The 26,394-nt window shown below is 58.7% G+C and carries 16 protein-coding genes; 8 read left to right on the forward strand and 8 right to left on the reverse strand.

The genetic code is table 11. The features are described 5' to 3' along the window. Positions 1-14 precede the first annotated feature (14 nt). The 3 genes from Pan97_RS11585 (at position 15) to Pan97_RS11595 (ending at position 5,435) form a co-directional block, all read left to right on the forward strand. Positions 15-1,211 carry a Gfo/Idh/MocA family protein gene (locus Pan97_RS11585; RefSeq protein WP_144972672.1) on the forward strand — a complete coding sequence of 399 codons (1,197 nt, stop codon included), beginning with the start codon at positions 15-17 and terminating at the stop codon, positions 1,209-1,211. A gap of 348 nt (positions 1,212-1,559) precedes the next feature. Beyond that, positions 1,560-3,992 carry a DUF1553 domain-containing protein gene (locus Pan97_RS11590; RefSeq protein WP_144972674.1) on the forward strand — a complete coding sequence of 811 codons (2,433 nt, stop codon included), beginning with the start codon at positions 1,560-1,562 and terminating at the stop codon, positions 3,990-3,992. A gap of 24 nt (positions 3,993-4,016) precedes the next feature. Next, positions 4,017-5,435, forward strand: coding sequence for a DUF1501 domain-containing protein (locus tag Pan97_RS11595; protein WP_144972676.1), 1,419 nt, complete (start codon positions 4,017-4,019; stop codon positions 5,433-5,435). A 14-nt stretch (positions 5,436-5,449) separates the two neighbouring features. Here the strand turns inward: Pan97_RS11595 and Pan97_RS11600 are convergent, their stop codons facing one another. Next, positions 5,450-6,817 carry an SPFH domain-containing protein gene (locus Pan97_RS11600; protein WP_144972678.1) on the reverse strand — a complete coding sequence of 456 codons (1,368 nt, stop codon included), beginning with the start codon at positions 6,815-6,817 and terminating at the stop codon, positions 5,450-5,452. Between the two features lie 185 nt (positions 6,818-7,002). Between Pan97_RS11600 and Pan97_RS11605 the strand changes: the two genes are divergently transcribed. Next, complete coding sequence (locus Pan97_RS11605) at positions 7,003-8,376, forward strand: sigma-54-dependent transcriptional regulator (protein WP_144972679.1); 1,374 nt, start codon at positions 7,003-7,005, stop codon at positions 8,374-8,376. 230 nt (positions 8,377-8,606) lie between these two features. Continuing rightward, positions 8,607-10,481, forward strand: coding sequence for a hypothetical protein (locus Pan97_RS11610; protein WP_144972681.1), 1,875 nt, complete (start codon positions 8,607-8,609; stop codon positions 10,479-10,481). Between the two features lie 61 nt (positions 10,482-10,542). Here the strand turns inward: Pan97_RS11610 and Pan97_RS11615 are convergent, their stop codons facing one another. The 6 genes from Pan97_RS11615 to acnA all read right to left on the reverse strand — a co-directional run bounded on the left by Pan97_RS11615 (position 10,543) and on the right by acnA (position 20,763). After that, the gene (locus Pan97_RS11615) at positions 10,543-11,730 is read right to left on the reverse strand and encodes an amidohydrolase family protein (RefSeq protein WP_196782364.1); all 1,188 of its coding nucleotides are present in this window, start codon (positions 11,728-11,730) and stop codon (positions 10,543-10,545) included. Next, positions 11,667-13,001, reverse strand: coding sequence for a glutamine synthetase family protein (locus tag Pan97_RS11620; protein WP_144972683.1), 1,335 nt, complete (start codon positions 12,999-13,001; stop codon positions 11,667-11,669). Before Pan97_RS11620 ends, Pan97_RS11615 begins: the two co-directional genes overlap by 64 nt. A gap of 365 nt (positions 13,002-13,366) precedes the next feature. After that, positions 13,367-14,140 carry a hypothetical protein gene (locus tag Pan97_RS11625; RefSeq protein WP_144972685.1) on the reverse strand — a complete coding sequence of 258 codons (774 nt, stop codon included), beginning with the start codon at positions 14,138-14,140 and terminating at the stop codon, positions 13,367-13,369. A 3-nt stretch (positions 14,141-14,143) separates the two neighbouring features. Continuing rightward, positions 14,144-15,271, reverse strand: a complete 1,128-nt coding sequence (locus tag Pan97_RS11630) for an ISAs1 family transposase (protein ID WP_144970136.1) — start codon at positions 15,269-15,271, stop codon at positions 14,144-14,146. A 385-nt stretch (positions 15,272-15,656) separates the two neighbouring features. Then, the gene (locus tag Pan97_RS11635; RefSeq protein WP_144972688.1) at positions 15,657-17,552 is read right to left on the reverse strand and encodes an FAD-dependent oxidoreductase; all 1,896 of its coding nucleotides are present in this window, start codon (positions 17,550-17,552) and stop codon (positions 15,657-15,659) included. A gap of 499 nt (positions 17,553-18,051) precedes the next feature. Continuing rightward, positions 18,052-20,763: an aconitate hydratase AcnA gene (acnA, locus tag Pan97_RS11640; RefSeq protein WP_144972690.1), complete on the reverse strand. Its 2,712-nt coding sequence runs from the start codon at positions 20,761-20,763 to the stop codon at positions 18,052-18,054. A 277-nt stretch (positions 20,764-21,040) separates the two neighbouring features. Here acnA and Pan97_RS11645 point away from each other — a divergent pair, with 277 nt between their 5' ends. Together Pan97_RS11645 and Pan97_RS11650 are read left to right on the forward strand one after the other, a co-directional pair. Continuing rightward, positions 21,041-22,567, forward strand: a complete 1,527-nt coding sequence (locus Pan97_RS11645) for an ATP-binding protein (protein WP_196782365.1) — start codon at positions 21,041-21,043, stop codon at positions 22,565-22,567. 261 nt (positions 22,568-22,828) lie between these two features. Beyond that, positions 22,829-24,799: a SpoIIE family protein phosphatase gene (locus Pan97_RS11650; RefSeq protein ID WP_144972692.1), complete on the forward strand. Its 1,971-nt coding sequence runs from the start codon at positions 22,829-22,831 to the stop codon at positions 24,797-24,799. 142 nt (positions 24,800-24,941) lie between these two features. On the opposite strand, the gene Pan97_RS11655 is transcribed toward Pan97_RS11650, so the two are convergent. Beyond that, positions 24,942-25,841, reverse strand: coding sequence for a transposase (locus tag Pan97_RS11655; RefSeq protein WP_144972694.1), 900 nt, complete (start codon positions 25,839-25,841; stop codon positions 24,942-24,944). Positions 25,842-25,993: 152 nt separating this feature from the next. Here Pan97_RS11655 and Pan97_RS11660 point away from each other — a divergent pair, with 152 nt between their 5' ends. Next, a complete protein-coding gene (locus tag Pan97_RS11660) occupies positions 25,994-26,254 on the forward strand; it encodes a hypothetical protein (RefSeq protein ID WP_144972696.1) in 261 nt (86 codons plus the stop codon). Positions 26,255-26,394 lie beyond the last annotated feature (140 nt).

A 26,394-nucleotide genomic window follows, 5' to 3' on the forward strand; every position in this document is an offset into this window, starting at 1 on the left:
TTGAAGGCACTTCCATGACACGCATTGCTCTTCTGGGAACCGGCCTGATCGGCCGTTTCTACGCACAGTCGCTGCACGGTCGGCGCTCGCGAGACCGGATTCATGTCGTTTATTCGCGCAGCCGCGAGCGCGCGGACGCGTTTGCCGACGAGTTCGGTATCCCTCACGCGACGGACAATTGGCACGCAGCAATTCAGCGCGAGGACGTCGACGCCGTCGTCATTGGCTTGCCTAATCACCTGCACCTGGAGGTGGTGCTGGCCGCGGCGGCCGCCGGCAAGGCCGTGCTGTGTACCAAGCCGCTGGGGATGAACGCGAACGAAGCGCTTGAGATGCTGCACGCGGTCGAAAAGGCAGGCGTTTACCATGCCTACCTCGAAGATCTCGTCTACACGCCGAAGACGCTCAAGGCACTGCAGTCGGTACGCGCCGGCGCGATCGGCGACGTGCTGTGGGTTCGCTCGCGCGAAGCACACCCAGGCCCACATAGCGATTGGTTTTGGAATAAGCAGCTTTCCGGCGGCGGAGCGATCATCGACCTGGGGTGCCACTGCATCGAGATCGCCCGTAACTTCATCGGCAAGGAAGTTCGTCCGGTCGAAGTGATGTGCTGGGCCGATACGCAGTTTCATCCGGTCGACGTCGAAGATCATGCGATCGGACTGGTCCGCTACGAAAACGGCGCGATAGGGCAGTTCGAGACGAGCTGGATCTTTCGTGGCGGAATGGATCTGCGCGACGAGGTCGGCGGCACCGAGGGAACCATCTGGCTCAATCACTGGCTGCGAACCGGCATGGAGATGTTCTCGTCGTCGACCCAGGCCGGCTACATCGCCGAAAAAGCCGAGACCGACACCGGCTGGCTCTTCCCCGTCGGCAACGAAGGGGCCGCGCTGGGGTACGACGACATGTTTGCCGACGTCCTCACGCAGATGGAACACGGCGGAACCCCTCGGGAAGATTTTTATGATGGGTACGTCGTGAACGCGATCATCGATGCCGCTTACCAAAGCGTGAAATCTCGGCAGTGGTCAACGGTCGAACTGCCCCTGTGGCGAGGTCATACGGGCGAGCAGAAGGCCGAGAAGTCACGCTCGTTCGACGACGAGCACGATTTGATCAAACGAGAAATGATGCCTGATGGCGCGACGAAACTTATTTTGCGAAATAAGCAAAGCGGCGAGTTGAGTCAGCGGATTGTGGCGAAGTAGATTCCGTTGACCGTGTGCCACTGCCGCCCTCGGCAGTGTGAAGTGTGATACGCCTTAATTCATCGATCAAGCGTTCATCGTTTGACGGATTCTACGTCTCCTCTTGCGGTGCTTACCGAGTTGCTAGTTCACACTGCCGAGGTCGGCAGTGGCACACGCGGAAGAGAGTTTTTCCACCTTGATTCCCAACAGGGAAATTCTTCCGTTTCCAAAAATCAATGTGGGCAAACGCTTGGCATTCGATATACTGAAGTGATCTCACCTGATATCACTTTCCTGCCCATTTGAGCCGTTGCCCACGTTCTGGTAGCGGTGCCTGCCTGTTGTCCGATGTGTAGTGAGGCTGCTATGCCGACATCGACCTTCGTGCCTGGGGTGTTCGTTCAAGCGGCGATGCTGCTGCTTGTGGTATGCGTTTTGACTGCTCGCACCGTGCAAGCCGCGCCGCCCAGTTCACAGGATCTGGCCTTCTTCGAATCGAAGATCCGTCCACTGTTGGTCACGCACTGCGTCGATTGCCACGGGGCTGAGACGCAGGAAAGCTCGCTCCGCGTTGATACCATGTCCGGCATGCTGGGTGGCGGAGAATCAGGCGCCGCGGTGATTCCCAAGGACCCGAAGCACAGCCTGCTTCTGGCCGCGGTGCGGTACGACAACCAGCATCTGAAGATGCCGCCCGACGGCAAGATGACTGACGGGCAGATCAAGCTGCTGCAGCAGTGGATCGAAATGGGAGCCCCCCACCCCGATCAACTCGACAAGGGAGGCATCCAGCCGAGACGCGCGCCGATCGATTGGAAAGCGGCCCGCGAGTATTGGGCGTTTCGTCCCGTGACGCGGCCGGAGGTGCCGAAGTCGAACGCTGCGCATCCGATCGACGCGTTCATTCATGCGGCGCTGGATCAGCAAGGGCTCGTACCCAATGGTCCGGCCGATCGGCGGACGCTCATCCGCCGGGCCACGTTCGATTTAACCGGCATTCCCCCGACGCCGGACGAAGTGAACGCGTTTCTGGCGGATGAGTCGCCTGAGGCGTTTGCCAAGGTGATCGATCGTTTGCTGGCATCCCCTGGTTACGGCGAGCGCTGGGGACGCCACTGGCTGGACGTCGTGCGGTACGCCGATAGTAACGGCCTGGACGAGAACCAGGCGTTCGTCGATGCCTGGCGGTATCGTAACTACGTGATCGACGCGCTGAACGAAGACAAACCATTCGACCGGTTCGTCATGGAACAGGTCGCCGGCGATCTGCTGGCGAAAGAGTCGGCCGAGCAAGACGACTACGACTCGACGATCGCGACTGGCTTTCTGACGCTGGGCCCCAAGGTGCTGGCCGAGAAAGACACCGTAAAGATGGAGATGGACATCATCGACGAGCAGATCGATACGCTTGGTCAGGCGTTTCTCGGTCTGACGATCGCGTGTGCCCGGTGCCACGATCACAAGTTCGATCCGATCTCGACCGCCGACTACTACGCGCTGGCCGGCATCTTCAAAAGCACGCAGTCGATGCAGTCGCTCAAGACGATTGCCCAGTACAACGAGAAGGTGTTGGCGACCGCCGAGGAAATCGAGCGCAAGGCAAAGCTTGACGAGACAAAGAAGGAAAAGCTGGCCCAACTCGACAAGTTAGTCAAAGAAGCTAAGCAGACACATCCCGACAGTCAGGAAGAAGCGTATCCGGAAGAGATTCGCACGCAGCTGACCGCGCTTCGTCAAGAGATCGCCGCGTTGACCGAGCAGGCATCCGAGTTGCCAACCGCGATGGCGGTTCAAGAAGGAACGCCTCAGAGCGTACGAATCCACGTCCGCGGGAGTCACTTGATCTTGGGGCAGCAGGTAGCACGCGGCGTGCCGGTTGTCCTTCAGCGTAGTGAGCCGCTGACGATTGGCGACGGCGAAAGTGGTCGCCTGCAACTGGCCCAGTGGTTGGTTCATGCGGACAACCCGCTGACGGCCCGCGTGGCCGTCAATCGCGTCTGGCGGTGGCACTTTGGTACGGGTCTGGTCCCTTCGACCGATAACTTCGGCAAGCTGGGCGAAGCGCCGACGCATCCGCAACTGCTCGACTGGTTGGCCGCTCAGTTCGTGGCCGATGGTTGGTCGCTGAAGAAGCTGCACCGCCAGATCATGCTCAGTGATACCTATCAGCGAAGCAGCCGCGTGAATGCGGATAACGCGGCGATCGATCCCGAGAATCACGGCTATTGGCGGGCCAACGTGCAGCGACTGGAAGCCGAAGCCCTGCGCGATTCGCTGCTGCAGGTCAGTGGGCAACTCGATCCGACGCAGGGAACCAGCATGCTGACGGTCGACAAGTGGAAGCTGGTGTTCGATCACACGTCGAAGGACGACACGAGCTATGACTCAAAGCGGCGTTCGATCTACTTGCCGGTGATTCGGAACAATCTTTACGACGAGTTCGCCCTGTTCGATTTCGCCACGGCCGACACTACGCAGGGAGACCGCGCGACCTCGACGGTGGCTCCCCAGGCCCTGTTCACGCTTAACAGTCCCTTGTTTTTGGATGCCGCCGAAGCGCTTGCCGATCGGCTGCACAAGCAGGTGCCTGGCGATGATCGCATGCGGGTCGACCTGTTGTATCAGCTGACCCTTTCACGGCGGCCGCACGATCGCGAGGTGACGCGGCTGCTTTCTACGGTCGACCAGTTGGAAGTTGCCCTGCAGGGGCAGATGGATGCTGGCCAAGCGAAGCAGCAGGCATGGGCCGCGGCGTGTCAGTGCGTGCTGGCCTCAAACGAATTTATGTACGTGCAATAGCATTGCCTGGAAATGAGAGGCACGATGAACGACCAATCGACATCGACGATGACCCGCCGCTGTTTGCTGAAGAACTCGGCGGTCGGCTTCGGCTACCTGGCCTTGTCGGCGCTGTTGCAAGAAGATGCTCGGCAAGCGATGGGGGCTCCGGCAGCGGAACTGGCCCACTTCCCTGCCCGGGCCAAGCGGGTCATTTTTCTGTTCATGAAGGGGGGGCCGTCGCACGTCGATACGTTCGACTACAAGCCGCAACTGCAAAAGGATGACGGCAAGCCCCTGCCCTTCGACAAGCCGCGGGTGCAGTTCGCACCGACGGGCAATTTGCTCGCGTCGCCGTGGAAGTTTCGCCAGTATGGCGAGAGCGGCATGTACGTGAGCGAGCTTTTCCCCCACGTCGCGCAGCACGTCGATGAAATGTGCTTTCTGCATTCGGTGCACGGAACCAATCCGTCGCACGGCGGGGCGCTCTTGAAGCTGCACACCGGTAGCGACAACTTCATTCGCCCCAGCATGGGAGCGTGGGTGAACTATGGCCTGGGGAGCGAGAACGACAACCTGCCAGGGTTCGTGACCATTTGTCCCACGTTTGCCCACGGCGGCGCGAAGAATTGGGGCTCTGCATTCTTGCCGGCCGAGTATCAAGGCATCCCGCTGGGGGTGGCGTCGCAGCCATCGACGGCGGCCAGCGTCAAGTACATCGACAATCCGCGGTGGACCAGGGACGTGCAGCGAGTCCAGCTCGATCTGATGAACGCGATGAACCGCGAGCATATGGCCCACGCGCAGAGTGAGCTGTCGCTGGAAGCCAGGATTCAGTCGTTTGAACTGGCGTATCGGATGCAGTCGAAAATGCCCGAGGCGCAAGATCTTTCGCAGGAAACGGCTGACACGCTCGAGATGTACGGGCTCAACGATCCGGTGACGCAGGACTTCGGACGGCAGTGCCTGCTGGCCCGGCGTTTCGCTGAACGGGGCGTGCGGTTCATCCAGGTTACCCACAGCGATACGAAGGTGCAGTGGGATCAGCATGGCGATCTGAAAGCAGGCCACACGAAGAATGCCGCCGAGGTCGATCGTCCGATCGGGGCGCTTTTGGCGGACTTGAAGCGTCGGGGGCTGCTGGAAGATACGCTCGTGCTGTGGGGCGGCGAGTTCGGGCGAACGCCTACCTGTCAGGGAAGTGGAGCCAATGGCCGCGATCACAACCCCGAAGGGTTCACCATGTGGATGGCCGGCGGCGGCGTGAAGGCCGGCTATCGCCACGGGGCGACCGATCAGTACGGCTACTATGCCCAAGAAAACAAAATGCACGTGCATGATCTGCACGCGACTTTGCTGCACCTGTTGGGGCTCGATCACGAGCGACTGACCTATCGTCACGCCGGTCGTGATTTTCGTTTAACGGATGTCCACGGACTTGTTCACCGTGAGATTCTGGCCTGATCGAGTCATGCCGGTTAGTTGCTTGGTGGACCCAGGACGCTGGCCGTTTGGGCCGGCAATTGCAGCATCAGGCTCGGCGATTGGCTGCCGGAATCCATCTGCAGCAGATAGCTCGGGTACTCGCCGTTCCATTTCTCGATCCGGTCACGTTCGACTTCAAACTGCTTGAGCTGTACGAACAGCGGATCGGATTGGGCCTCGCGAGTTGCCTGGGCGATTTTCATGATCGCATCGGCTTCACCTTCAGCGATCGTACGGGCCATATTGGCCTGCCCTTCGGCCTCCAGTTCGATGCGTTCATTCTCCTTCTGCTGGGCATCGAAGAGGGCCATGTTGATCACCTTTTTCTGCTGCGCCACGAACGTTTCGTCGATCGCTTCCTGAATCTTGGGGTTCTGGTAGGTGAAGCCGCCGAACATGCCGATCGTCGTGACGGTGATGCCGCGCTCTTTGAAGAACGCGATCACGTCCTTACGTACGTCGTCGACCATTTCCTGCTTGCGCGAACGGAGTTCGTCCAGGTCGTACTTGGCGGCCGTCTCGGCGGCCACCGACTGAATACGGGCACGCACTTCCGAGTCCATCATGTCGGCCAACGACCGGCTGCGATACATGTACAGAAAGCGAGCGGTGTCGTCTTCTTCAATGAACGCCGTGCAGTTGAAGCCAACCGAAAAGCCGACCGAGTCTTTGCTTTCGATCCAGATCGCTTCGTTGGCGGTCTTGGTACCGCTGGAAGAGTCGGCAGTCCACTCACGCGTCACGGGGGACCGATCGACCTTGATCAGGCGGACCGTGTCCATCCACTGGCCCATGTTGTACATGCGGCCGGTCTGAACCCAGCGATGGGGGACCTGAACGCGCTTGGCAGCCACCTTCCGTTCGGCCAGGTAGCTTTCCGACTCGAAGGCAACCTGCTTGTCGGTGGCGCCTTCCAGCGGAATCAGGAAGCCTGTTTCCGAGGTGTCGATCTCCTCGAATTCAGGCGTATCGAACGGACGGCATCCAGTCGACGTCGCCACAAGCACAAACACACCGGCCAACGCCAACAGGCTTCGCTTCGAGCTTCTCGACCTGCCGGCTGCTTGAGACGGGGTGGGCGCTTCGTGGCGAGCCCATAGCAGCGGGCCAATCAGGACCACGGCGGACATCAACACCAGGCTCAACAAAGTCATGGGAAGGGACGCGTGCAGCGCGGTCAGCGTTTGCAGCGCTTGCGACCACGCAGGCGACTCCATCTGCCGCACGGCCAACTCATTGGCGGCGATCGGCCACAGGTAATGTTCGATGAGAAGGTCGACCTCTACGGCGAATCCCACCAGACATACCAGACCAATCAGCCGCCAGCAGAGCAACTCACTCCAAGTAAAATCACGTTTCATCGAGGCTCTCCAAAGAGGTTAAGGGGTAGTTCCGGGTCCCCTTTCGCATTGGTCGTACCGAAAAAGTCGGAATATGTATAAGTGCAATGGTGGCAGATGGTTATGTAAAAACTCGGGTGTCCATCCAGGTGAGACTTTTCACTAGATGTAGTGAAAAGTCTCACATTCAGAAGTAGCATGAGGCGATGCAATTCTCGCGGCTGACAATCTACGGTTTGGATCAAGACGCACTGGACGACTTACGTTCGGCGTTTCGTGACGCTGCGCCTAAGTCCGAGGTGCGTGTCGTCCATGAAGAGAAGCATCTGCTTGGCGAGGTGCGCGGCGGGGCCGACGACAGCTTGTTTATCATTCACGGCCCGCAGGCGAGTTCCCCATTGATCGGGGCGATGCGTCAGTTAGATCCGACGACGCTCGTGGTGATTGCCGCCGATCAGGGGAGCGTCGAAACGGCCGCCTCGGCGATTGCCATGGGAGCGAACGACTTTCTCGTTCGCGGTCCGCAGCTGGCGGCTCGGGTCGCGACGCTGCTGGGGAAGATGGGCTATCTGCTGGAAGTGCTGCACGAAGCGCGGTCGCTCGATGCCCAGAACACGCAGCTGCAAAAGGTTCTTCAGTTTCGCGGGCAGATCATCGGCAACTCGCCGCAAATCCACGCGATCGTCGAGCGCGTGCAGCTGGTGGCTCAGGTGCCGCGGCCCGTGTTGATCGTCGGCGAGCGCGGTACCGGCAAGGAGGTCATTGCCCGGGCGATTCACCAGGCCCAGGACGAACATGCCCGGCCGATGGTGACGGTCAACTGCGCGGCGTTCACGACGGCCCTGCTCGAGAGTGAACTGTTCGGTCACGAAAAGGGAGCTTTCACCGGCGCCGACGAAACCCGCGACGGCAAGTTCGGTCTTGCCCATGGTGGCACCCTGTTTTTGGACGAGATCGGCCATATGTCGTTGCCGTTTCAGCGGAAGATTTTGCGCGTGGTCGAGTACGGCACCTATAATCGTGTGGGTGGCCATACGGAACTGCGAACGTCGGCTCGGATCATCGCCGCGACGAATGTCGACTTACGGCAGCGGATTCGAGAAGGAGAATTCCTGAGCGATCTTTATGATCGGCTGGCGTTCGAGGTGATCGAGGTGCCGACGCTGCGGGACCGCGAGGGAGACATTGAGGTCCTCGCGCAACACTTCCTCGATCAGTTCGCCCAGGAGATTCCCCGCTTCGCTGGCAAGCAGCTCTCGAAGTCGGCAATCAACGTTTTGCGGCGGTATCGATTTCCCGGCAATGTCCGCGAGCTGAAGAACATCATCGAGCGGGCCGCCTATCGCGACACGACCGACGAGATCACGCCGGAAGACATCGGCATGCTTTCCAACGGCCCGGCGGATATCGCCGGGACCGGCTTCAAGCAGCGGTTGGACAACTTCTGCCGCTTGATGCTCAGCGAAGCGATGAACCAGTGCGGCAACAACCAGGCCGCCGCGGCCCGGCAACTGGGGCTGAGTTATCACCAGTTTCGTTATTACTACGCGAAGTACCTGGGGGAAGAATCGGAGTCATGATTGGGGGCGCTGCCGATCGAATTCCAAGTCCATCGCTTGCTATTTGGTTTGTTTTTCCATTGGCCAAGTAACCCTCTAGGGCCGTTTCCGTAGAACGAATACGGTCGCTTTGCCCCAAAAGAATTTCTTATAATTTTGGCGAGACGCACTGTCGGTTTACGCACTGTGATGTGGGGGAGATTCGGTCGGGTCTTCCCCTTGTCCGTAAAGCGACGTACCGGAGAAGCTCGATGAACCAGACAGAATCTTGGATGCGTACGACTCTCAGGTGTTACCAGCGGGAAAGCACGCTCGCTTTGTTGGTCACGGTTTTGCTGTTGGGTTGTGGAAGTCCCGCGGCGAAAGATGCCGCTCAGGACAAACCTCAGCAGGTGCAGCCTGTCGCTGAGAAGCCTGTCGTAACGGACCGTGCCAGTAAGCCTGAGGGTCCACGGTTTGACTGGGGCAAGTTCACCAAGGCGGGGGAAGTGACGCAGCAAGTGTTGCCATATTTCCAAGATCACCAAATCGATTTTGGGTCCCGCAAGATCACGACCAGCGAGGCGGTGAAACTGGTCAAGGCCGAGATCATTTCCGGAAAGCTGCTGCTCACCTTTCAGATGACCAAGCCCAAGCAGAACGTTCAGTTCGAGGGCTTCGGTGGTGATCTCGGTTCGTACCGGCCTCACAAGAAACAGCCTCGCCCTCTTTCGATGCGGGGCGCTTCGCACAAGGAACATTTCGTCTTCCCAGGCTTCCTTCACGTGGGTGTCCCCCACCCGCAACCCAACAAGGTTCTGGTTGCCGTGGCGAAGCCGCTGACCAAAGAAGAGAGTTTCCAAAAGGCCTTGCAGGAGCATAAGGAAATGCGTGCGAAAGCGGAGGCGGAGGAAGCTCGTCGCGCGGCTCAGCGCGCCTTGGCGAAGAAGTCGGAGCCCAAGCCGGCGCCGGTGAAGAATCCACTGGTTCCCGGTCCGGAGTCTGGCTACACGCCTCGTTCGATGCAATTCGCCCAGTTGGCCGCGGCGGTCTCGGCGATGTACAAGATGCCGGGGCGCGATATGTTTCGACCCGACGGCAAAGCGCGAATGCAGGCCGCTCAGGCAGCTGCCGCCTATCCCAACCCCGAACTGCAGCAATACGCCAACAAAATGCTCGATCGCATCAAGGCCGACCAGAATATCGACGTCCAGGCTGTTCGCCGAGACTTGTTAGCCCGGGCAGATCGGCTTTCGCGGCAGACGCTGGAATACGGTTCGGTGAAGAGTACCTACACCGATTCCGATGGCAGCACGCGAAGTGTGTTCGCCAGTGGCAACGAGCCCGACTATGACGCCCAGCGGGAAGGTCAACGGCTGGCCGAACTGGCACGCAAGAGCGATGACGAAATCCGCGAGTACGTGAAGGGGCTGCGGAACACGAATTCGTGGTCGGATCTGTTTGCCGGCGATGGCATCACCAATAATCTCGATCATCTCTATCAGAATATCTTGATCGACGGGTACAAGATCGTACGCGAAGAAGGAAAGCGAGCCGCGGGTAAGAAGTCGGACAAGTGTTTGATCTCGATATGGCGTGCTGACTCAAGTACGTCGAAGTTGCGAAATGTGAGCGGACAGAAGTTGACCGACGTGGTGCTGGATCTGAGCTGGGGTTTCACCAGCTCCGAGAAGCTCAAGAAGTATGGTCACGCTCAGATCGTCTTCATTCCCGTTTGGAAACCGAACGAGGAGGTTGAGCTTCAAAAGATCGTCTTGTCGGAGCCGTCCGTCATGCATGTCGAGGTGAACGTGTATGCCAACGATGCCAGCAGCGAGGGGCATAAGTTTTCGATGATCGATCCAAAGAACCCACCCAGCAACAAGCCGGGCTCGATCGCAATCTATAAACGGGGTGGGTTCGCGGCCCTGACAAAGCCTCGGTTCGAGGGGACTGCCTGGGTTATCGTCGATGGAAAGCGTACCGATTGGGACAACGTGGAACGCCAGATGCAGGTCGAAGCCGACCCGGGCGAGCATACCGTCGTCGTGCATGTGAAGGAAACGCGTAAGCGGTCGAAAGTGGTCTACGACGGGAAGGTTGTCGTCGACAGCGGTAAGCGGGCGTCGATCCAGGTCGAATTCTAGAGCCAGCAAGATAATCCGCGGCACTGCGTTATCAATAGTAATGCTGAAAGATGACACGCCCTCAACAGTCGTCCAGGCGATACAAAGTTAGGGCGTTGCCGCGTAGCACGGCTTCGGCTGCCTTATCTGCTTCCGCCGCGGTGAGATCGGTGTCGCGAACCGCCTCGTCGAGGACCTTCGCGAGTACGGTTCTTCCCCACTTTGCCGCGAGAAAATATAGCTCCGGAATAAAGTGGGCATCCGACGAGTACATCAGCTTGCTCTGCGGAGCCAGTTCCAGCAGTTCCCGCATGGCACGCTCCATGCCTGACACGCTCAGCAGCGGCACCGCCAGGCCCACGTCAAGGTAGACATGGGGGTAGACCGAAGCGAGGAAGCCTGCCTCGCGCGTGAAGGGGTACGACGCATGCAGGAGCACGACCGGCGCGCCGCGGTATCGGCGGTCCTCCAGCAGCGGACGCAAGTGCAGCGGGTTAGCCAGTCGCAGATCGAGATCGGGATCGCCGAAGCCTGTGTGCAGCTGGATCGGCAACCTGTGGCGGGCGGCGACTTCCAACGCCTGCAACAATAAAAAGTCGAGGAGCGTCTTGTCGACCAGTCGAGGATGACGGGACGGACCGGTCCCCTTCCAGGCAGCGAACTTCGCCCGCGCGTCGTCGAAGGAGGTCGGGCGAACGTCGAGTCCGCTGCGGTAGGCAACGATGCTCTTCAGGCCCACCACTTCCGCAGGCGGTGGGTCGATGGCTGCCCGGAACCGGGCGAGGAAGTCATCGAACGACTCGGCATCGCCGACGAGCTCTTCTGCCAGGGTTTCCAGGCGAAGCAGGCGATGGACCGGCACGAACGTTCGGTGCCAATCCAGCGGCAGGATCTCGTCGGGCAGCAATCCGTCGTCGATCAGGACTCCCTCCAGGTTCGCCGCCTCAAAGCACTTCGTCGTCAACTGCTCTAACCCCAACTCTTCCCGCCGGGCTAAAACGGCTGCTTCGTTGGGTTCGCAGCCGATCAGTTGGGCGATCTCGCGCATGCTACGGCGGAAGAAGAGCGTGTGCTGGGCATGGTGGGCGATGACGTCGGGATCGTAACCTTCAGTGAAGGCTGCCCGGAACGGCTTTCGGCACGCCACCTCAGGCTTAAGGAGGTTGTGGGCGTGCTGGTCAAGAGCCGGGATCGCCGTCAGGTCCATCAATACCGCTCCAGAAGCAGGCGAACTTCGTCGTCGAGTTGGTAGTCCTTCATCGCCTCCCACTCTGCTTGCCGCACCGCCAGAAACGACTTCGCCAAGCCTGGCCCGAGGGCCTCGATCAACACTTTGTCGCGAGACAGGCACCCAATCGCATCGCCAAGATTTGCCGGTAACGCATCGATGTGGTGCTCAGCCCGCTCTGCGTCGGACAGCGAGCCGGGATCGACCTGCACCGCCGGCGGCGGCTTCAACTGCCGCCGGATCCCATCGAGCCCCGCCGCGACGACGCAACCGGCCGCCAGGTATGGGTTGGCCGTCGCATCCACGGTTTTCAGTTCGAAATGGGTCGATCCGCTGCCGGTGGGACTACTCGGCACGCGCACGGCGGCCTCGCGGTTGTCCAGTCCCCAACAGCGATACGCCCCACTCCAGAAATGAGGCTGAAGCCGGCGATAGGAATTCGGGCTCGGCGCGACCACCGCCGCGAGTGCCGGCAGGTGCTCCAGCACCCCGGCAATAAACGAGAGAGCCGTGTCCGACAGTTCGCCAGGACCGTCCGGGTCGGGCAATAGGTTCTTGCCGTCACGCCAGAGGCTCAGGTGAAGGTGGCAACCGCAGCCTGCTTTGTCCGCGTAGACCTTCGGCAAGAAACTCGCCTTGAGGCCGTGCCGCGCGGCGATCGCGTGAACCGTCTCGCGGAAGACGACCTGCCAGTCGGCTGCCTCCGTCAGCGTCGTCCAGGTCGCTGAAAGCTCGTGCTGCCCTGGCCCCGACTCTGGGTAATACATCTCGACGAGAATACTCTGGTCCAGCAGCGCCTCGACGATGTCATCGATCACCTCGCGGGCCAGATCCATCGCCAGCGTGGCCGCGAACACGGTGTCATCCGCCGGAGCGACGCCCCCATCAGGCGTTGGCCGCAAGAGGAAGAACTCGTTCTCGAAGCCGGCCATCACCTCGAAACCTTCGCGTGCCGCATCCTCGGCGATCCGCTTCAGAAACCCGCGCGGGCACAGCGGCCAGGGCTCGCCGTTAAGCACAAGGTCACCCATGACCCGCGCGTGACCAGGGGCATAGGGTAGCGGCGTGAGCGTAGCGAAGTCAGGCACCAGCCGGATCTCGCCAATCGGCCCCAGGCCACTTTCCGGAATGACCGCGTCGTACATGGCCGGCATGGCCTGCGCGGCCGCCGTGATGCCCACGCCGTGCTCGACATAGTTCGCCAAGCCGCGCCGATGGATCGCCTTGCCGCGGATGACGTTGGCGTTATCGGTCCAGAGAACACGGACGAAGCGAATGTCATCGTCCAGGCTATTGAGGAAATCGCCTTCCATATGCACCTCAATCTGTTTGGGAGTCGTAGCGAGTTGCCTGCATCATACCGGGTGATTATCGCGACAGACAGATGTGACGATATCTTCCGCTTGCTCAGTTCCAAGCCTGATGCCAACGGCCTCCGGTAGAATCACATGGGCGTGGTGCTATACGTGTAAGGGGAACGCTCCATTCGGCCGGTTCAGGATAAGGAGGACGCAAGACCGGGTATGATAAGCTCATGAGGAAAGCACGCCCCTGGAAGCCGGCGGGTCTGTAAGGTTGCGTCAGCATCAAATCACTACTCAATAGCGGCGAGCCGATGTTCTAATGGCTCAGAGATTGGCGGAGATTTTCAGAGAACCTTAAGATACGTATTCCTGCCTTAATTGTTCGCACCATTGAAGGCTTGTGTCAGTACTTCAGTAATGACTTCAGTTTGTTTCTTGAGGTCGCCAGGGGTTAGCCGAATGCGATAACGTCCCCAGCGATCATCGTAATCCATGACGTCAAGCCCAGCAGTTTCAAGTTGTTCCTGAGTTTCATCTGATTTGGCAAGTCGAGGTTCAATCCGAAGAAAACTCTTCTTGGGGCGGAAGACCACGAAGTTGCATGGTTGGCCGTTTTTGGCGAGGCCAATATAGAACTTGTTGTATTTCAATTCGAGTTCAGCATCGAGTGATTTCACGGTTTCTAGTAGTTGATCGCACATTTCAATTGTCTTTTGCGAGCCGCGATTTACCCAATAAGAACGATCCGTTGTTTCTTGAACATCTTCGTCTTCATCAACGAGACCAAGTGTCATTTGGTCGAGTACCTTAGTGAAGACGAGTCCAACATGATCGTTGAACTTGAGCGCGTTCATTTGAATGGCGACAAGCGGGATCATGCCATTGAATAAACCAATGACATTAAGAAAGCGGGCGGTGATGTTTTCGGCCACGATAACCGCAGTATGCTCGTATTGCGGATAGCGTTTCCGTTCGATGTCCCAATATTCGATCGTGCGAATAATGTGGCTTTCGTCTGTTCCACCAAGCTGGACCTCGACCTCGTAGCGATGGCTTGTTTCGGCATCTTGCAGCAGCAGATCAAGACGGCCAGCGCGCGGCTGAATACGTTCTTTGTCTTTGAGTACGAGGCACGGCGATTGCACCATAACTCACCGTCCCAGCAGGACTTCCATGCGGTAGTCATCGCCCCAGCCGCATTTTAATCGTTTGTTCTTCACGCCGACCTTGGCTGTCTTGTTGTTCTTCAGCAGGCTCAGGCTCGTCCTTCGTAGCAGGCTAAAGTTGGCGTCGGCGTGCCCTTTGCGGATGCGAGATTGATCTTCACCGAACGTCACGTCCAGTTGCCAGTGCAGGCTGTTTTCAATGCCCCAATGACCGCGAACGGCCTCGGCGAAACGCTTGCCGGAAAGGTACTTGCTCAGGATATAGTATCGCACCTCGCTCGTCTCGTTCCCGCCTTGCTTCACGATATTGATCGTCATCCCGATCGCCCTCAAGTTCGACCAACGATCTCGTGTGATGATCTCGTCGTTCACAGGGCAGATATAATAGGAACGCGACTCCTCGCGACCATGCCCTTTCTCGTGCGTTTCGTGACGGTGTACTTTGGCTCGCTTGAAATTGCTTTCCTGCTGCGCGACAAAAAAATCTTCGATCGAATCGTGGAGGGTCGGCTGATTGCGCTTCACGGCCAGGCAATAATCGGCTCCCTGGTCGACGATCTTCTGAGCGATGTCCTGTTGGCAACCTTGAGCGTCAATCGTCACTAAACTGCCGGAAACCTCGACGATTTCAAGCAGTTTGGGAATGGCGGTGATCTCGTTGCTCTTCGCGTCGGTTACTACCTGGCCGAGACTCACATGATTGGCAGTCGCCCAGGCACTGACCATGTGAATGGCCGCCTTGCTGCTGGCCTTGTCGAAACTCCGCCGCAGCGTCTTGCCGTCAATCGCGATGATCTGCCCGTCGGTGATTTCGTGTAAGGCGGTGATCCAAGTCAGCAAACACTTCTCAAACTCAGCCGGATTCAGCGAAGCCAAGATCGCATTAAAGCGATCGTGCGAAGGGATGCCGGAACTCAAATCAAGGAACTTACCCAGCCACTCCTTCTTCATCTCGGCCCAGTCGGCGATAGCCACAAAATCATCCGCCCCACTCATCACCGCACACAGCGCGATGGTCACGATATTCGTTAACGGATAAGTCACCTTGCGAGTCCGCGGATCGGTCAGATCGGCAAAGCACTCTTGAAGGGAAACAGGCGAACGTGACGACATGAGAAAGGCACCTGAGAACACCGGATCAGGCCGCGACAACCTCCGTCACAAAATCGCCTGACCGCCATTGCCTCAGTGTCGCAGATAACCCATCATGGCGCAATCGCCGTGGAGTACGAGGTCACCAAGACCGAGGATTGAAGGATCTTCAGCGATGCGGTCTTGCACCCATCTTTCGTTCAGTTCGGCGTGCCCCTTGAGCGAAAGGGTCTCGAATTTAGCGTACGTTGCCATAGGGACTTTCGTGTCGAGTTGTTGGAATGACTTGTGGATAGAAAATTACTGCCCAACGCATGTATCCCGCAAAATTCGCGGCCTAAACCCAGTCAATTGATAGTTCTGTGAGTTCACGAATTCAAACGCAAATGAATAATAGAGGCAAGCCCTAAGACTTCCGAATCCGTTCGGCCCAATCCGGGTGCTGCTTCTTATACTGCTGGAACTGATCATATTCCTTTTCATCAATCTGACCATCCTTGTCCTGGTCGATGAACAGGAAGAGGAACTCCCACCCTTTCTTGCCGGCGTTCCATTCGGTCTGGCTGATTCGTTCGTCTTCGTTCTCGTCGCACTCCTTCAAGAGGTGGGCGTAGTCGAGTTGGTTCGACGAGGGGCCGGTCGGAGTGTCGACGGCCGGGTCCCAAGTGAGCTTCTGCCCTGCTCTTTGAAGTTGGGCCAGGTACTTGGGCTTGTTGATTTGTTGGACGGCGACATCTTCTTCGATGGCCTGTGCGGCAGCGATGCCGGCGGACTCGCCGCAGATCATGAAGACCGGCTCCATGCGTGCCGATGCGTAGCCCAAGTGGCTGGCCGAAAAGCAGACGGGGACCAGCAGGTTAGTGCACTCGGCCTGCTTCGGGACGATGGCCGCGTAAGGGACCGCGTACGGAACGTTGGTCGGGCCCTTGTTGCCGCCGACGAACATGTTCCCTTCGTTGGCGACCAGCGTCTGGCCCTCTTCCTCGATCACGATCCGCCGCGACGGGTAGGTATCGATGCCGTACTGCGCCAGGCCGACCGGCACGTCAGCCTGCGTGCGGTTGTAAACGTCGTGTGCGGTGATCGTGTCATCGGCATCCAGGCGGCGTGAGACGCGAATGTACAGTTGATGCGGCCAGCCATTCGTTTCTTCGTGATAACGACCATCGAGACCCAACTGCCCCACTTCCTGGCGATACCACTCGGGGACGCGCGGGTCGGTGCGCATGAACTCGTAAAGGCCACGCAGATAGTTCTGATGCGCCTTCCAGACGCGGGCCTTGGTAGCGGCGTCGCCGCTGGCGTAGTCCTGGCTGATCCCGAGCGGGGCCATGGTGATCAGCGAATCGCGCTGGTAATTCCATTCGCCCGAGTTCTTCCAGCCGGGGCAGATCCCGATCAGCTTCTTGCGAAGGGTTTCTTGATCTTCGATCGTTTCGGTCAGGTACTCGACGTACCGGCCGACCAGTTCGTAGTCTTGGGCCGAGTAACCTTCCGGGGCGTCAATCGGCAGGCGATGCTCGGGGTCGCTGGTCGTGTAATAGCGGTAATTGTAGGCCTGGGTGTACTCGTCGGCCGATCCCACCGGTTTGCCGTGATCGGCTTGAAGCAGATTTAAGAGACCGCTGCTCGGATCGCCAGGCGTCACGTACGGGTCGATCGGGGTCTTCACCACCGGCTCGCGCACGCCGGCGGCCTGTTCGTCGAACTGCTCGGCCGACTCGCGGCCGGTGCGATACGAACAGCCAGCCGCCGCGAGGAGATCCCCTTCGTAGCTGGCGTCGATGAAGATCTTGGCGTTCACCTGCAGATTACCCTTAGTGGTCGCTTCGACCGGAGGGCAGCCCAACTCGTCGAACGGTGCCAGATCGAACGAGGCGGATTGGATCGCCGCATCGATCGTGCGGCACGTGCTCACGCGATGCTCGTGGATGACCTTGATTTCATGCTCGTCCAAGAGTCGCTGAAAATCGCGGCGAATGGCGGGGACGATTACCATGTCTTCCGGAATGCCAGGCCCATGCCCCAGGCTCTTCAGCAGCGGCTTGGTCATGCCGCCGGTGGCGTTGTAGTTCGGGCAGTCCTGCATCGGCTTGAGCCCTGCCCCTAGCATGCCGCCCACCCAGCGGCTCGGCTCGACGATCACCACGTCCTTGCCGCCCTTCTTGACCGCGATCGCCGCCAGGATGCCAGACGGGGTAGCGGTGTAAACGCACACGTCCGTTTCGATCGTCTCTGCCTGAGAGGTCGCGCAAGTGGTCAGCGCAAACAGAACGGCAAGACCAAGGGCAATACGTCGCATGAGGTTTCCTCTGACAGAAGGAAAACTGCCGTGGGGGAATCGTTTGATCACGATCAGGCAGCTAAGACCTGGGGATGGGTTTTGTATCACCATAATCTTCGGCGGACGTGTTTTCCAGCAGGAAGCGGAAGAAGGGAATTGCCAACGAGGGCACAGAGAACACGGAGAGAAGAGAATCTAACCACGGATTACACGGATGGTCACGGATGAGGATTGGCAAGGTCCGAGCAGCGAAGCGTATCGCACCAAGTGCGGTATCCATGGATTGAATGAGCTTGCCCTGGGGCCTAATGAACAAGAAAAGCGTAAGCCCTGGAAGGGCGACCGAAGAAAGGCACGGGAGCTTTCGGTCACCCTTCCAGGGCTTATTGGATTTTCGTCACGTGAACCAGGGGCTTAGCGCCCAATGGCTACATTCGGCTGGCCCTCCGGGCCTTAGGAGTTGAAATGACTCGGGCGTATTTGATGCGATTCGTTTCGCTGCTCGCACCCTGCGGCCCTACTTCGATTCCTTCAACAGCTTCAGCAGAACCGTTTGGAGGATGCCGCCGTTGCGGTAGTAGTCGAGTTCGACCGGCGTGTCGATGCGGACCGTGGCGTCGAAGGTAGTGACTTCGCCGTCGGCGCTCTTGGCCGAGACGGTGACCTTTTGCAGCGGCTTGAGGTCTTCCGGCAGATAGATGTCGTAAGTCTCTTCGCCTGTCAGGCCGAGCGATTCCCACGAGGAGTCATTCGGGAATTCCAGCGGAAGCACGCCCATGCCGATCAGGTTGCTGCGGTGGATACGCTCGAAGCTGGAAGCGATGACCGCTTTCACACCCAGCATGAACGTCCCCTTGGCGGCCCAGTCGCGCGAGCTACCGGTGCCGTATTCCTTACCGGCGATCACCACCAGCGGCGTGTCATCCTGCTTGTAGATCTCGGCGGCGTCGAAGATGGTCATCGTTTCGCCGGTCTTGAAGCACTTCGTCCAACCCCCTTCCTTTTCAGGCGTCAGGCGGTTGCGGATACGAATGTTGGCGAACGTACCGCGGTGCATGACGCGGTCGTTCCCCCGACGCGAGCCGTAACTGTTGAAGTCGACCGGCTCGACGCCGTGTTCCATCAGGTACTTACCAGCGGGGCTGTCCTTGGCGATCGCGCCCGCAGGCGAGATATGGTCGGTCGTGACCGAGTCCCCCAAGAGCGCCAACACGCGAGCGCCGGTGATCGACTGGATTGGGGCGACCGTTTCCTTCACGTCGTCCAGGAAAGGTGGCTCTTGAATGTAGGTGCTGTCGGCGTCCCACGTGTACAGTTCCGAATCTGGCACGCTGATCGCATTCCAGTTTGGGTTCGACTCGTATGCACTGTTGTAGCGCTCGCGGAACATCTCAGGCGTGATCGACTTTTCGACCGTTTCGGCAATCTCTTCGTTGGTCGGCCAGATGTCCTTCAGGTAGACCTCTTCCCCGGCGGCATTGGTGCCGATCGGGTCGTTGTCGAGATCGATGTCGACGGTCCCGGCAAGTGCGTAAGCGACCACCAGTGGCGGGCTGGCCAGGTAGTTCGCTTTCACGTGCGGATTGACGCGGCCCTCGAAGTTACGGTTACCGCTGAGAACGGCGGAAGCGACCAGCGAGCCTTGGGTGACGGCGGCGGCAACCGGTTCTGGCAGCGGACCGCTGTTGCCGATGCACGTGGTGCAGCCATAGCCGACCAGGTTGAAGCCGAGCTTTTCGAGGTCATCCATCAGTTCGGCTTTGTTCAGGTAGTCGGTCACCACGCGCGAACCGGGCGCGAGGCTGGTCTTCACGTACGGTTTGACGCTCAGTCCCTTTTCGACCGCCTTCTTGGCCAGCAGGCCAGCGGCCAGCATCACGCTGGGGTTGCTGGTATTGGTGCAGCTGGTGATCGCGGCGATCACGACGGCACCGTGGCCGATCTCGGTTTCGAGGCCGTGGTCTTCGACCGTTGCCGTGCGGGCCATGTCGGCGTCGCCCAGGCCGAAGCCGCGTTCGTTGGGGGAGGCGACCAGCGACTTCTTGAATTCCGACTGCATGCTGGCCAGCGGCACGCGGTCTTGGGGACGCTTCGGCCCAGCCAACGATGGCTCGACGGTCGAAAGGTCCAACCGAACCAGCGACGTGTAGCTCGGCTTCATGTCGTCGGTGCGGAACAGGCCTTGTTCCTTGGTGTAACGTTCCACGCGTTCGACTTCGGCATCGGTACGGCCGGTGCGACGCATGTAGTTCAGCGTTTCAGCATCGACCGGGAAGAAGCCCATCGTGGCACCATATTCCGGAGCCATGTTGGCGATGGTGGCTCGGTCGGCCAGGCTCATGTGCGAGACGCCAGGACCGAAGAATTCGACGAACTTACCAACGACCCCTTCCTTGCGCAGGATCTGGGTGATGGTCAGCACCATGTCGGTCGCGGTGACGCCAGGGCCGAGCTTGCCGGTCAGTTCAAAGCCAACCACTTGCGGCGTAAGCATGTAGATCGGTTGACCCAGCATGACCGCTTCGGCTTCGATACCACCCACGCCCCAGCCTACAACGCCCAGGCCGTTGATCATGGTGGTGTGACTGTCGGTACCGACCAGTGAGTCAGGCAGGCAGACCTTGCCTTTTTCGTCCTCACGAACGAAGACGCCCTTGGCCAGGTACTCGAGGTTCACCTGGTGCACGATGCCCACGTTCGGTGGAATGGCTTGGAAGTTCTTGAGCGACTTCTGACCCCAGCGAAGGAACTCGTAGCGTTCCTTGTTGCGTTTGAATTCGAGGGCCACGTTCTGGTCGAGGGCCTGTGCGGTACCGAACGCATCGACCTGCACCGAGTGATCGATCACCAGGTCGACCGGAATCAACGGATTGATTTTGGCAGGATCTCCCCCGAGACGCTGCATGGCGCTTCGCATGGCGGCCAGGTCGACCACGCATGGCACGCCGGTGAAGTCCTGCAGGACCACGCGGGCCGGCATGAACGGGACTTCGCTCGGGGTTGGGCTTTCGGCTTTCCAACCAGCCAGCGTCTTGACGTCGTCTTCCGAGACGATGTAGCCGTCGCAGTTTCGCAGCACGGATTCCAGAAGGACGCGGATCGAAAAAGGAAGCTTGTCGATATCTCCCAGGCCAGCTTCCTGAAGCTTGCCAATGCGGTAGATCCCCAGGTCCCCTTCCGAGGTGGAAAACACGTCGCGAGCGCCGAACGGATCGAACTTTGCGGTCATCGTACTCGTTCTTTCTAAAGCGAATCTATTGAGGCAGATCGGTAGATGCTCGCAATTTTAACTAAATGGACGGGAGTTGTCTTCCAGGGAACCTTGTGGCGTTTTGGGGGGCTTTGAGCACCGATCTGCGGCAAAACGGTAGCCGTAGGGAGGGTTATGACGCCTGGGTGGACCTTGACGCGCAAGCGAGTTGATTCTTCCCATGCGTGACCTAGGCTTTCCTCGGAACGTCTTTTCTCACCTCTCTGGCAGTGCACGCGCGACGAAGAAACCACCTATGTCCGAACCCCTTAAAGATTTGTTGTCCCAACTGGCAGGTAACGATGCGGCAGAATCTGGGGACGTCGATCCCTGGCAATTGATCGAGGCCATTTCGCCGGAGGAAGACTCGCAAGCTTCGGGCGACAAGTCGCTGGAAGAGATGATCTCGCGCATCAACAGCATGACCAGCCGCGGCTCGGACGACGAAGGGGCGTTTGCCGAGACGGCCCGTGCTGCCGAAGCGACGCTCGAGCCGACGATCCATACGCAAGAGGACGGCGACATGCCGTTCTATCCGCGCGAGCCAGAATCGCTCCGCGAGGCGCATCTGACCGGAACCGACGTCGAGGCGCTGTGCTTGAAGTATCTGCTCACCGCCGGCGAGGCCTCCGGCCGCGAGATTGCCGCCCAGCTATGCATTCCGTTTCTGCTGATGGACGAGGCGCTGCGGAAGATGAAGTACGACCAGTTGGTCGTTTACAAGGACACGGCACAAGCCGGCGACTACGTTTACTACCTGACCGATCTCGGGCGGGAGCGGGCTCGGCGTTACAACGAACACTGCACTTATTACGGAGCCGCGCCAGTCGCGCTGCGCGATTACGTGGCCAGCGTCCGCGCTCAGTCGCTGGAAGGTCAGTCCCCCAGCGTCCAAGCGTTAGAAAGGGCTTTTGAAGATCTGTTGATCAATAAGGCCATGTTCCGTCGGCTCGGTCCGGCGATCAACAGCGGCCGCGGTCTGTTTCTCTTCGGCGCGCCGGGTAACGGTAAAACGAGTATCGCCGAACGGGTCACGCGGGCCTTTGGCAAGTACATCTGGGTTCCGCGCGCGATCGGCATCGACGGCGAGATTCTCCGCGTCTTCGATCCAGCGGTGCACGACGAAGTGCCGCTGGAAGATGGACCCGGCATCATGCAGCAGCACCGCATCGATCGCCGCTGGGTGCGGATCAAACGCCCCACGATCATCGTCGGTGGTGAACTTACCATGGACAATCTGGAAATCAGCACGATTCAAGCGACCGGCGTGAGCGAGGCTCCCCTGCAGCTGAAAAGCAACTGCGGCACGCTGGTGATCGACGACTTTGGCCGTCAGCGAATGAGCACCGACGAACTACTCAACCGCTGGATCGTGCCGCTGGAAAAGCGTTACGACTTCCTGAACATGCGGGGCGGTAAGAAGATTCAGGTGCCCTTCGACCAGTTGATCGTCTTCTCGACCAACCTCGAACCGCGCGACCTGTGCGACGATGCGTTTCTGCGTCGTATTCCGTACAAGATTGAAGTGATCGACCCGACCGAACAAGAGTTCCGCCAGTTGTTCGACATCATGTGCCCGCTGATGGGCTTCACGGTCAACGAGCCGGCGATCGACTACCTGATCGAAACGCACTACAAAAAGGTCAATCGCCCCTTCCGCTGTTGCCAACCGCGCGACCTTCTGATGCAGGTCCGCAACATGTGCCTATACGAAAACGCTCCGCTGGAGCTGACCAAAGAGTACTTCGACGACGCCGTCGATAACTACTTTGCGGTGATGTAGGGGGGAGATGGGAGAGTCACCATTCCTGTCCCCTCTCCCTCGCAGGGAGAGGGCTAGGGTGAAGGTTTCCTGAACGACGTTTCCCTCGAATCGCCCAACAAATCGGGGTGGCCTAGGGATGGAGCGAGTCGCTGCCCTTTATCCGTGCCATCCGTCCCACCTTCTTTTCATCGCTTTTTCCGCCTGGGGCGCTTTGGCGTTTTTGATGCGTTATGATGAAGGCCGGTTCGGTGCTCATCTTCATCAGATGGAATAGTGATCTTGTCTGTTACACGTCTTCCTATCCGAGTTCTCGCTCCGCTGTTGTTTGGTATTCCGGTGCTGATTGTGGGGGTGTGGTTGTCGCTGACGTGGAATCGGCAATCGCAGAAGGCCGTTACGCAGCTGGCCGAGCAAAGCATCGACGAGATCCACCGTACGACGGCCGAAAAGATCGCCGACGTCCTTTCCATTCCGGTCCAGGTATGCCAGGTCAACAAGCACCTGGTTTTGACCAAGGCCCTTCCGCCGGACGATCTTGCTGCCTGGAGGCCGACCTTCGTGCACGAGTCGAGGACGTTCGACATGCTCAGCGCGATATCATGGGGAAGCGCCGATGGGCGATCGGTATGGGTCAGCCGCTATGCCGACGGCAGCACCTATTGGGCGATCAAGGACGACTCGTCGTCCGAGATGATGGAAGAGTGGAAGCTCAACAGCGACGGCGAAGTCTTGCACGACACGCGTAACTCGTTTGAATTCCGCCTGGAAACACGCCCCTGGTTTCAAACGCCGCGCGACGCGAAGCGGCCTTCCTGGAGCGATCCGTACGTGTGGGTCGGCGGCGGCAGCGGCTCCGAAACGACGCTGGGCATCTCTTACGGGATTCCCGTCTATCATGCCGATCGCACGCTGCTGGGGATCGTCGATGCCGATTATTCGCTGAACGATCTTTCCAGCTACCTCGGCAAGCTGAAGATCGGCAAGACCGGCATGGCGTTCATCTTTTCGTCGGATGGCAAACTGCTGGCCACTTCCGATAGGACGGAAATGGTTTCCAGCATAGGCAGCCAACTGCCGACGACCGGGTCGGATAATCCGAAGATCACGGCCGTTGCTCGATACTTGAAGTCCCATCGTTTAAACGGGGAGACGCGTTCCCTCATTAAAAGCGATGGCGAAAGCTATTACTTGCAACAGTCGCCGGTCGGCCACGAAGTCGGGCTCGATTGGCAACTGCTGACCATCGTGCCGGAGCAAGACTTTGTGGGGGACATCGAAGCCGAGTTTGCCCGCAGCTGGATGACCAGCCTGGTAGCGGTTTTGTTGGCGGTCGGGCTGGGGCTGTTCGCCGCGCATTGGCTCGTCCAGCCGCTGACCAGTATCGGGGAATCGGTCCGGCGGATCGGCCAAGGCGATTTGGAGACGCGGCTCGACGTTCAGCATGCCCCGGAGTACATGCACCTGGCCGCCGAGATCAACAAGATGGCCGAGGGGCTGCAAGACCGCCTGCGCATGCAGAAGTCCCTTTCGCTGGCCATGGAAGTGCAGCGGAATCTGCTCCCTTCCGAGTCGCCCCAGATTCAGGGGCTCGACATCGCCGGCCACAGCACTTACTGCGACGAGACCGGCGGCGACTATTACGACTTTCTCGACGTCGGCGGCACCGACGAAGATACGGCCGTGCTGGTCATCGGCGACGTGATGGGACATGGCGTGGCGGCGGCGCTGTTGATGGCGACTGCCCGCGGCATCTTGCGCAGCCGCTGTGCGGTGCCAGGCTCGCTGGCCGATTTCCTGAATCACTTGAATGATATGCTGGTGGTCGATACCAACGGCGAGCGTTTCATGACGATGCTGCTGATCACCCTTTCCGCCCAAAAGGACACCATCCGCTGGGCATCGGCCGGCCACGGGCCACCGATCGTGTATTCACCCCAAACAGACACGTTCCCGGTACTCGACGGCGGCGGACTGCCGCTGGGGCTGATGGAAGGGGAAAAGTATGCCGAGTACTGGCAGCCCAACATCCACCCCGGCACCGTCATCCTGGCCACGACCGACGGCCTGGAAGAAACGATGAACGAAGCCGGCGAGCAGTTCGGCAAACAGCGGCTGGAAGAACTGGTCCGCGCCAACGCGGATAAGACCGCCGAAGAAATCAGCCAAATCATCCGCCAGGCATTGGTCGGTTATCGTGGTGCTGGCTCGCAGGATGATGATCTGACGTTCGTTGTGGCGAAGGTTATGTAGGGTTGTCCGGCGCAGCCGAAGCCCCAAAAAGGCGGCAGGTAATAGCCAGGGGTGCAAGCCCCTGGAACTAGGGTATTGGAAAGATGCGTTTGGGGTGTCTATCGAAAGACATAAGTGACCCCCGTCCGGCTCTGCAGAAAACTCAAGCCCACCAGAGAATCATAACATTGTGGGTCAGCACCATCAGCTGTAATTCTTTGTGACGGGCATGATCCGTTTTGCCTCGGACGAAGTTGCCTTGGCGGCGTTTGATCATGCTCATCACGGTTTCGACTTGGCTTCGTTGGCGGTACGTGTTGGCATCGAAGCGGAGTTGCATCAGTCTGCGATATCGGCCGCTGGCTGGCTTGTCGGTTGGGCGACCGTGCTTGGCCGGTATGATGGTTCGCAAGCGAAACTTGTCGCGTGCGAACTGGTGATTCGGTTCGCTGTCGTAGCCAGCGTCGGCCAAGATGCGATGCAGGCGAACTCGTTTGGATGCCTGATCAATCAGCCCTTGGAACTCGTCCACATCAGGCCGCGGTCCGTTGCCGACGCGATACGCGAGAATGAAGTGCGTGCGGACATCGCTCACCAGACTGAGCTTGGGGTATCGCTGATAAACGACTGTTTTCCAAGGGCTGTCCTTCGTTTTCCGGCGTCGCACGAAGTAAGCGCTGGCACACGTTGCTTCAAGCCCGGTCGAATCGATCGCCGCATCCGGCACCCGCTTGCGACGCCCCATCTGCATCGCCACCGTCTCGTCTAGCAGCGACTGAACTTCTTCGCAGGCCAGCAATCGTTGGGCTGCTTTCTGCAGCGGCTTGTAGTGGGGAATGTAGTCGAGTTCGATCGCTTCGGTCAGCGATGGACAGTCGAAAAGCTGTTCGGTGATGCCGCGATAATCAAGCCGCTGAAAGTTCTTCAGCACCAGGCAAGCAAACAGTTGATGCTGCGTGAACTTCTTCGGACTGTTCACATGGCGATACGCTGGCAACGCTCGCTCAGCGACGGCCCAAGCGGTAACCAAGACATCCAACGGAGATTTACTCGTAACGCTCATCAAGAGCTGCTACGTTAGAAACTCCGCTAGCGGGTCAAACTATTTCTGTAGTTTTCTACAGAGCCACCCGCGTCCCCTTTTCTTCACCGAAGGTTTGAAATACGCAATAGGTTGGTTAATCGTTTTTAAGAAAAAGTATGGACGTGTGTACTATGCCTCGCTTGAAGCTATTAGACGGATTACTAAAGAATTTAAAAGGTGAAATTCCACCAAATCATAGAACATACCGTCCGGTACATAGAGCCTATGAGCTTCTGAAGTTTCATACGGGCCAGGATTTCGGCGATGATTATGAAAAGTGGGAGCAGTGGATTCAAGCTAAAGATGAGTCGACAGAATTGAGGGAAGAGGATTTTGCTCGTTTTGAAAAGTTAATGGGACCTATTGAAGTAATGGATGACGACAGTGAATAACGAGAATAGAAGAGAAAAGGCATCAGGACGGCTCTGTAGAAGACGCAAGTCCACCAAAGAATTGGGTCAGCACCATTAGGCGTAATTCTTTGTGGCGGCTAGAGTCTGTTTTCTCGAACAGCGCTGCACTAAATTGCGGC

It is taken from the genome of Bremerella volcania (assembly GCF_007748115.1).
Lineage (GTDB): Bacteria > Planctomycetota > Planctomycetia > Pirellulales > Pirellulaceae > Bremerella > Bremerella volcania.

What these genes read in the sequence shown, in the direction of transcription:
- Pan97_RS11585 (WP_144972672.1), top strand. Translation starts at nt 15, where the DNA reads ATGACACGCATTGCTCTTCTGGGAACCGGCCTGATCGGCCGTTTCTAC.
- Pan97_RS11590 (WP_144972674.1), top strand. Translation starts at nt 1,560, where the DNA reads ATGCCGACATCGACCTTCGTGCCTGGGGTGTTCGTTCAAGCGGCGATG.
- Pan97_RS11595 (WP_144972676.1), top strand. Translation starts at nt 4,017, where the DNA reads ATGAACGACCAATCGACATCGACGATGACCCGCCGCTGTTTGCTGAAG.
- Pan97_RS11600 (WP_144972678.1), bottom strand. Translation starts at nt 6,817, where the DNA reads ATGAAACGTGATTTTACTTGGAGTGAGTTGCTCTGCTGGCGGCTGATT.
- Pan97_RS11605 (WP_144972679.1), top strand. Translation starts at nt 7,003, where the DNA reads ATGCAATTCTCGCGGCTGACAATCTACGGTTTGGATCAAGACGCACTG.
- Pan97_RS11610 (WP_144972681.1), top strand. Translation starts at nt 8,607, where the DNA reads ATGAACCAGACAGAATCTTGGATGCGTACGACTCTCAGGTGTTACCAG.
- Pan97_RS11620 (WP_144972683.1), bottom strand. Translation starts at nt 13,001, where the DNA reads ATGGAAGGCGATTTCCTCAATAGCCTGGACGATGACATTCGCTTCGTC.
- Pan97_RS11625 (WP_144972685.1), bottom strand. Translation starts at nt 14,140, where the DNA reads ATGGTGCAATCGCCGTGCCTCGTACTCAAAGACAAAGAACGTATTCAG.
- Pan97_RS11630 (WP_144970136.1), bottom strand. Translation starts at nt 15,271, where the DNA reads ATGTCGTCACGTTCGCCTGTTTCCCTTCAAGAGTGCTTTGCCGATCTG.
- Pan97_RS11635 (WP_144972688.1), bottom strand. Translation starts at nt 17,552, where the DNA reads ATGCGACGTATTGCCCTTGGTCTTGCCGTTCTGTTTGCGCTGACCACT.
- acnA (WP_144972690.1), bottom strand. Translation starts at nt 20,763, where the DNA reads ATGACCGCAAAGTTCGATCCGTTCGGCGCTCGCGACGTGTTTTCCACC.
- Pan97_RS11645 (WP_196782365.1), top strand. Translation starts at nt 21,041, where the DNA reads ATGTCCGAACCCCTTAAAGATTTGTTGTCCCAACTGGCAGGTAACGAT.
- Pan97_RS11655 (WP_144972694.1), bottom strand. Translation starts at nt 25,841, where the DNA reads ATGAGCGTTACGAGTAAATCTCCGTTGGATGTCTTGGTTACCGCTTGG.
- Pan97_RS11660 (WP_144972696.1), top strand. Translation starts at nt 25,994, where the DNA reads ATGCCTCGCTTGAAGCTATTAGACGGATTACTAAAGAATTTAAAAGGT.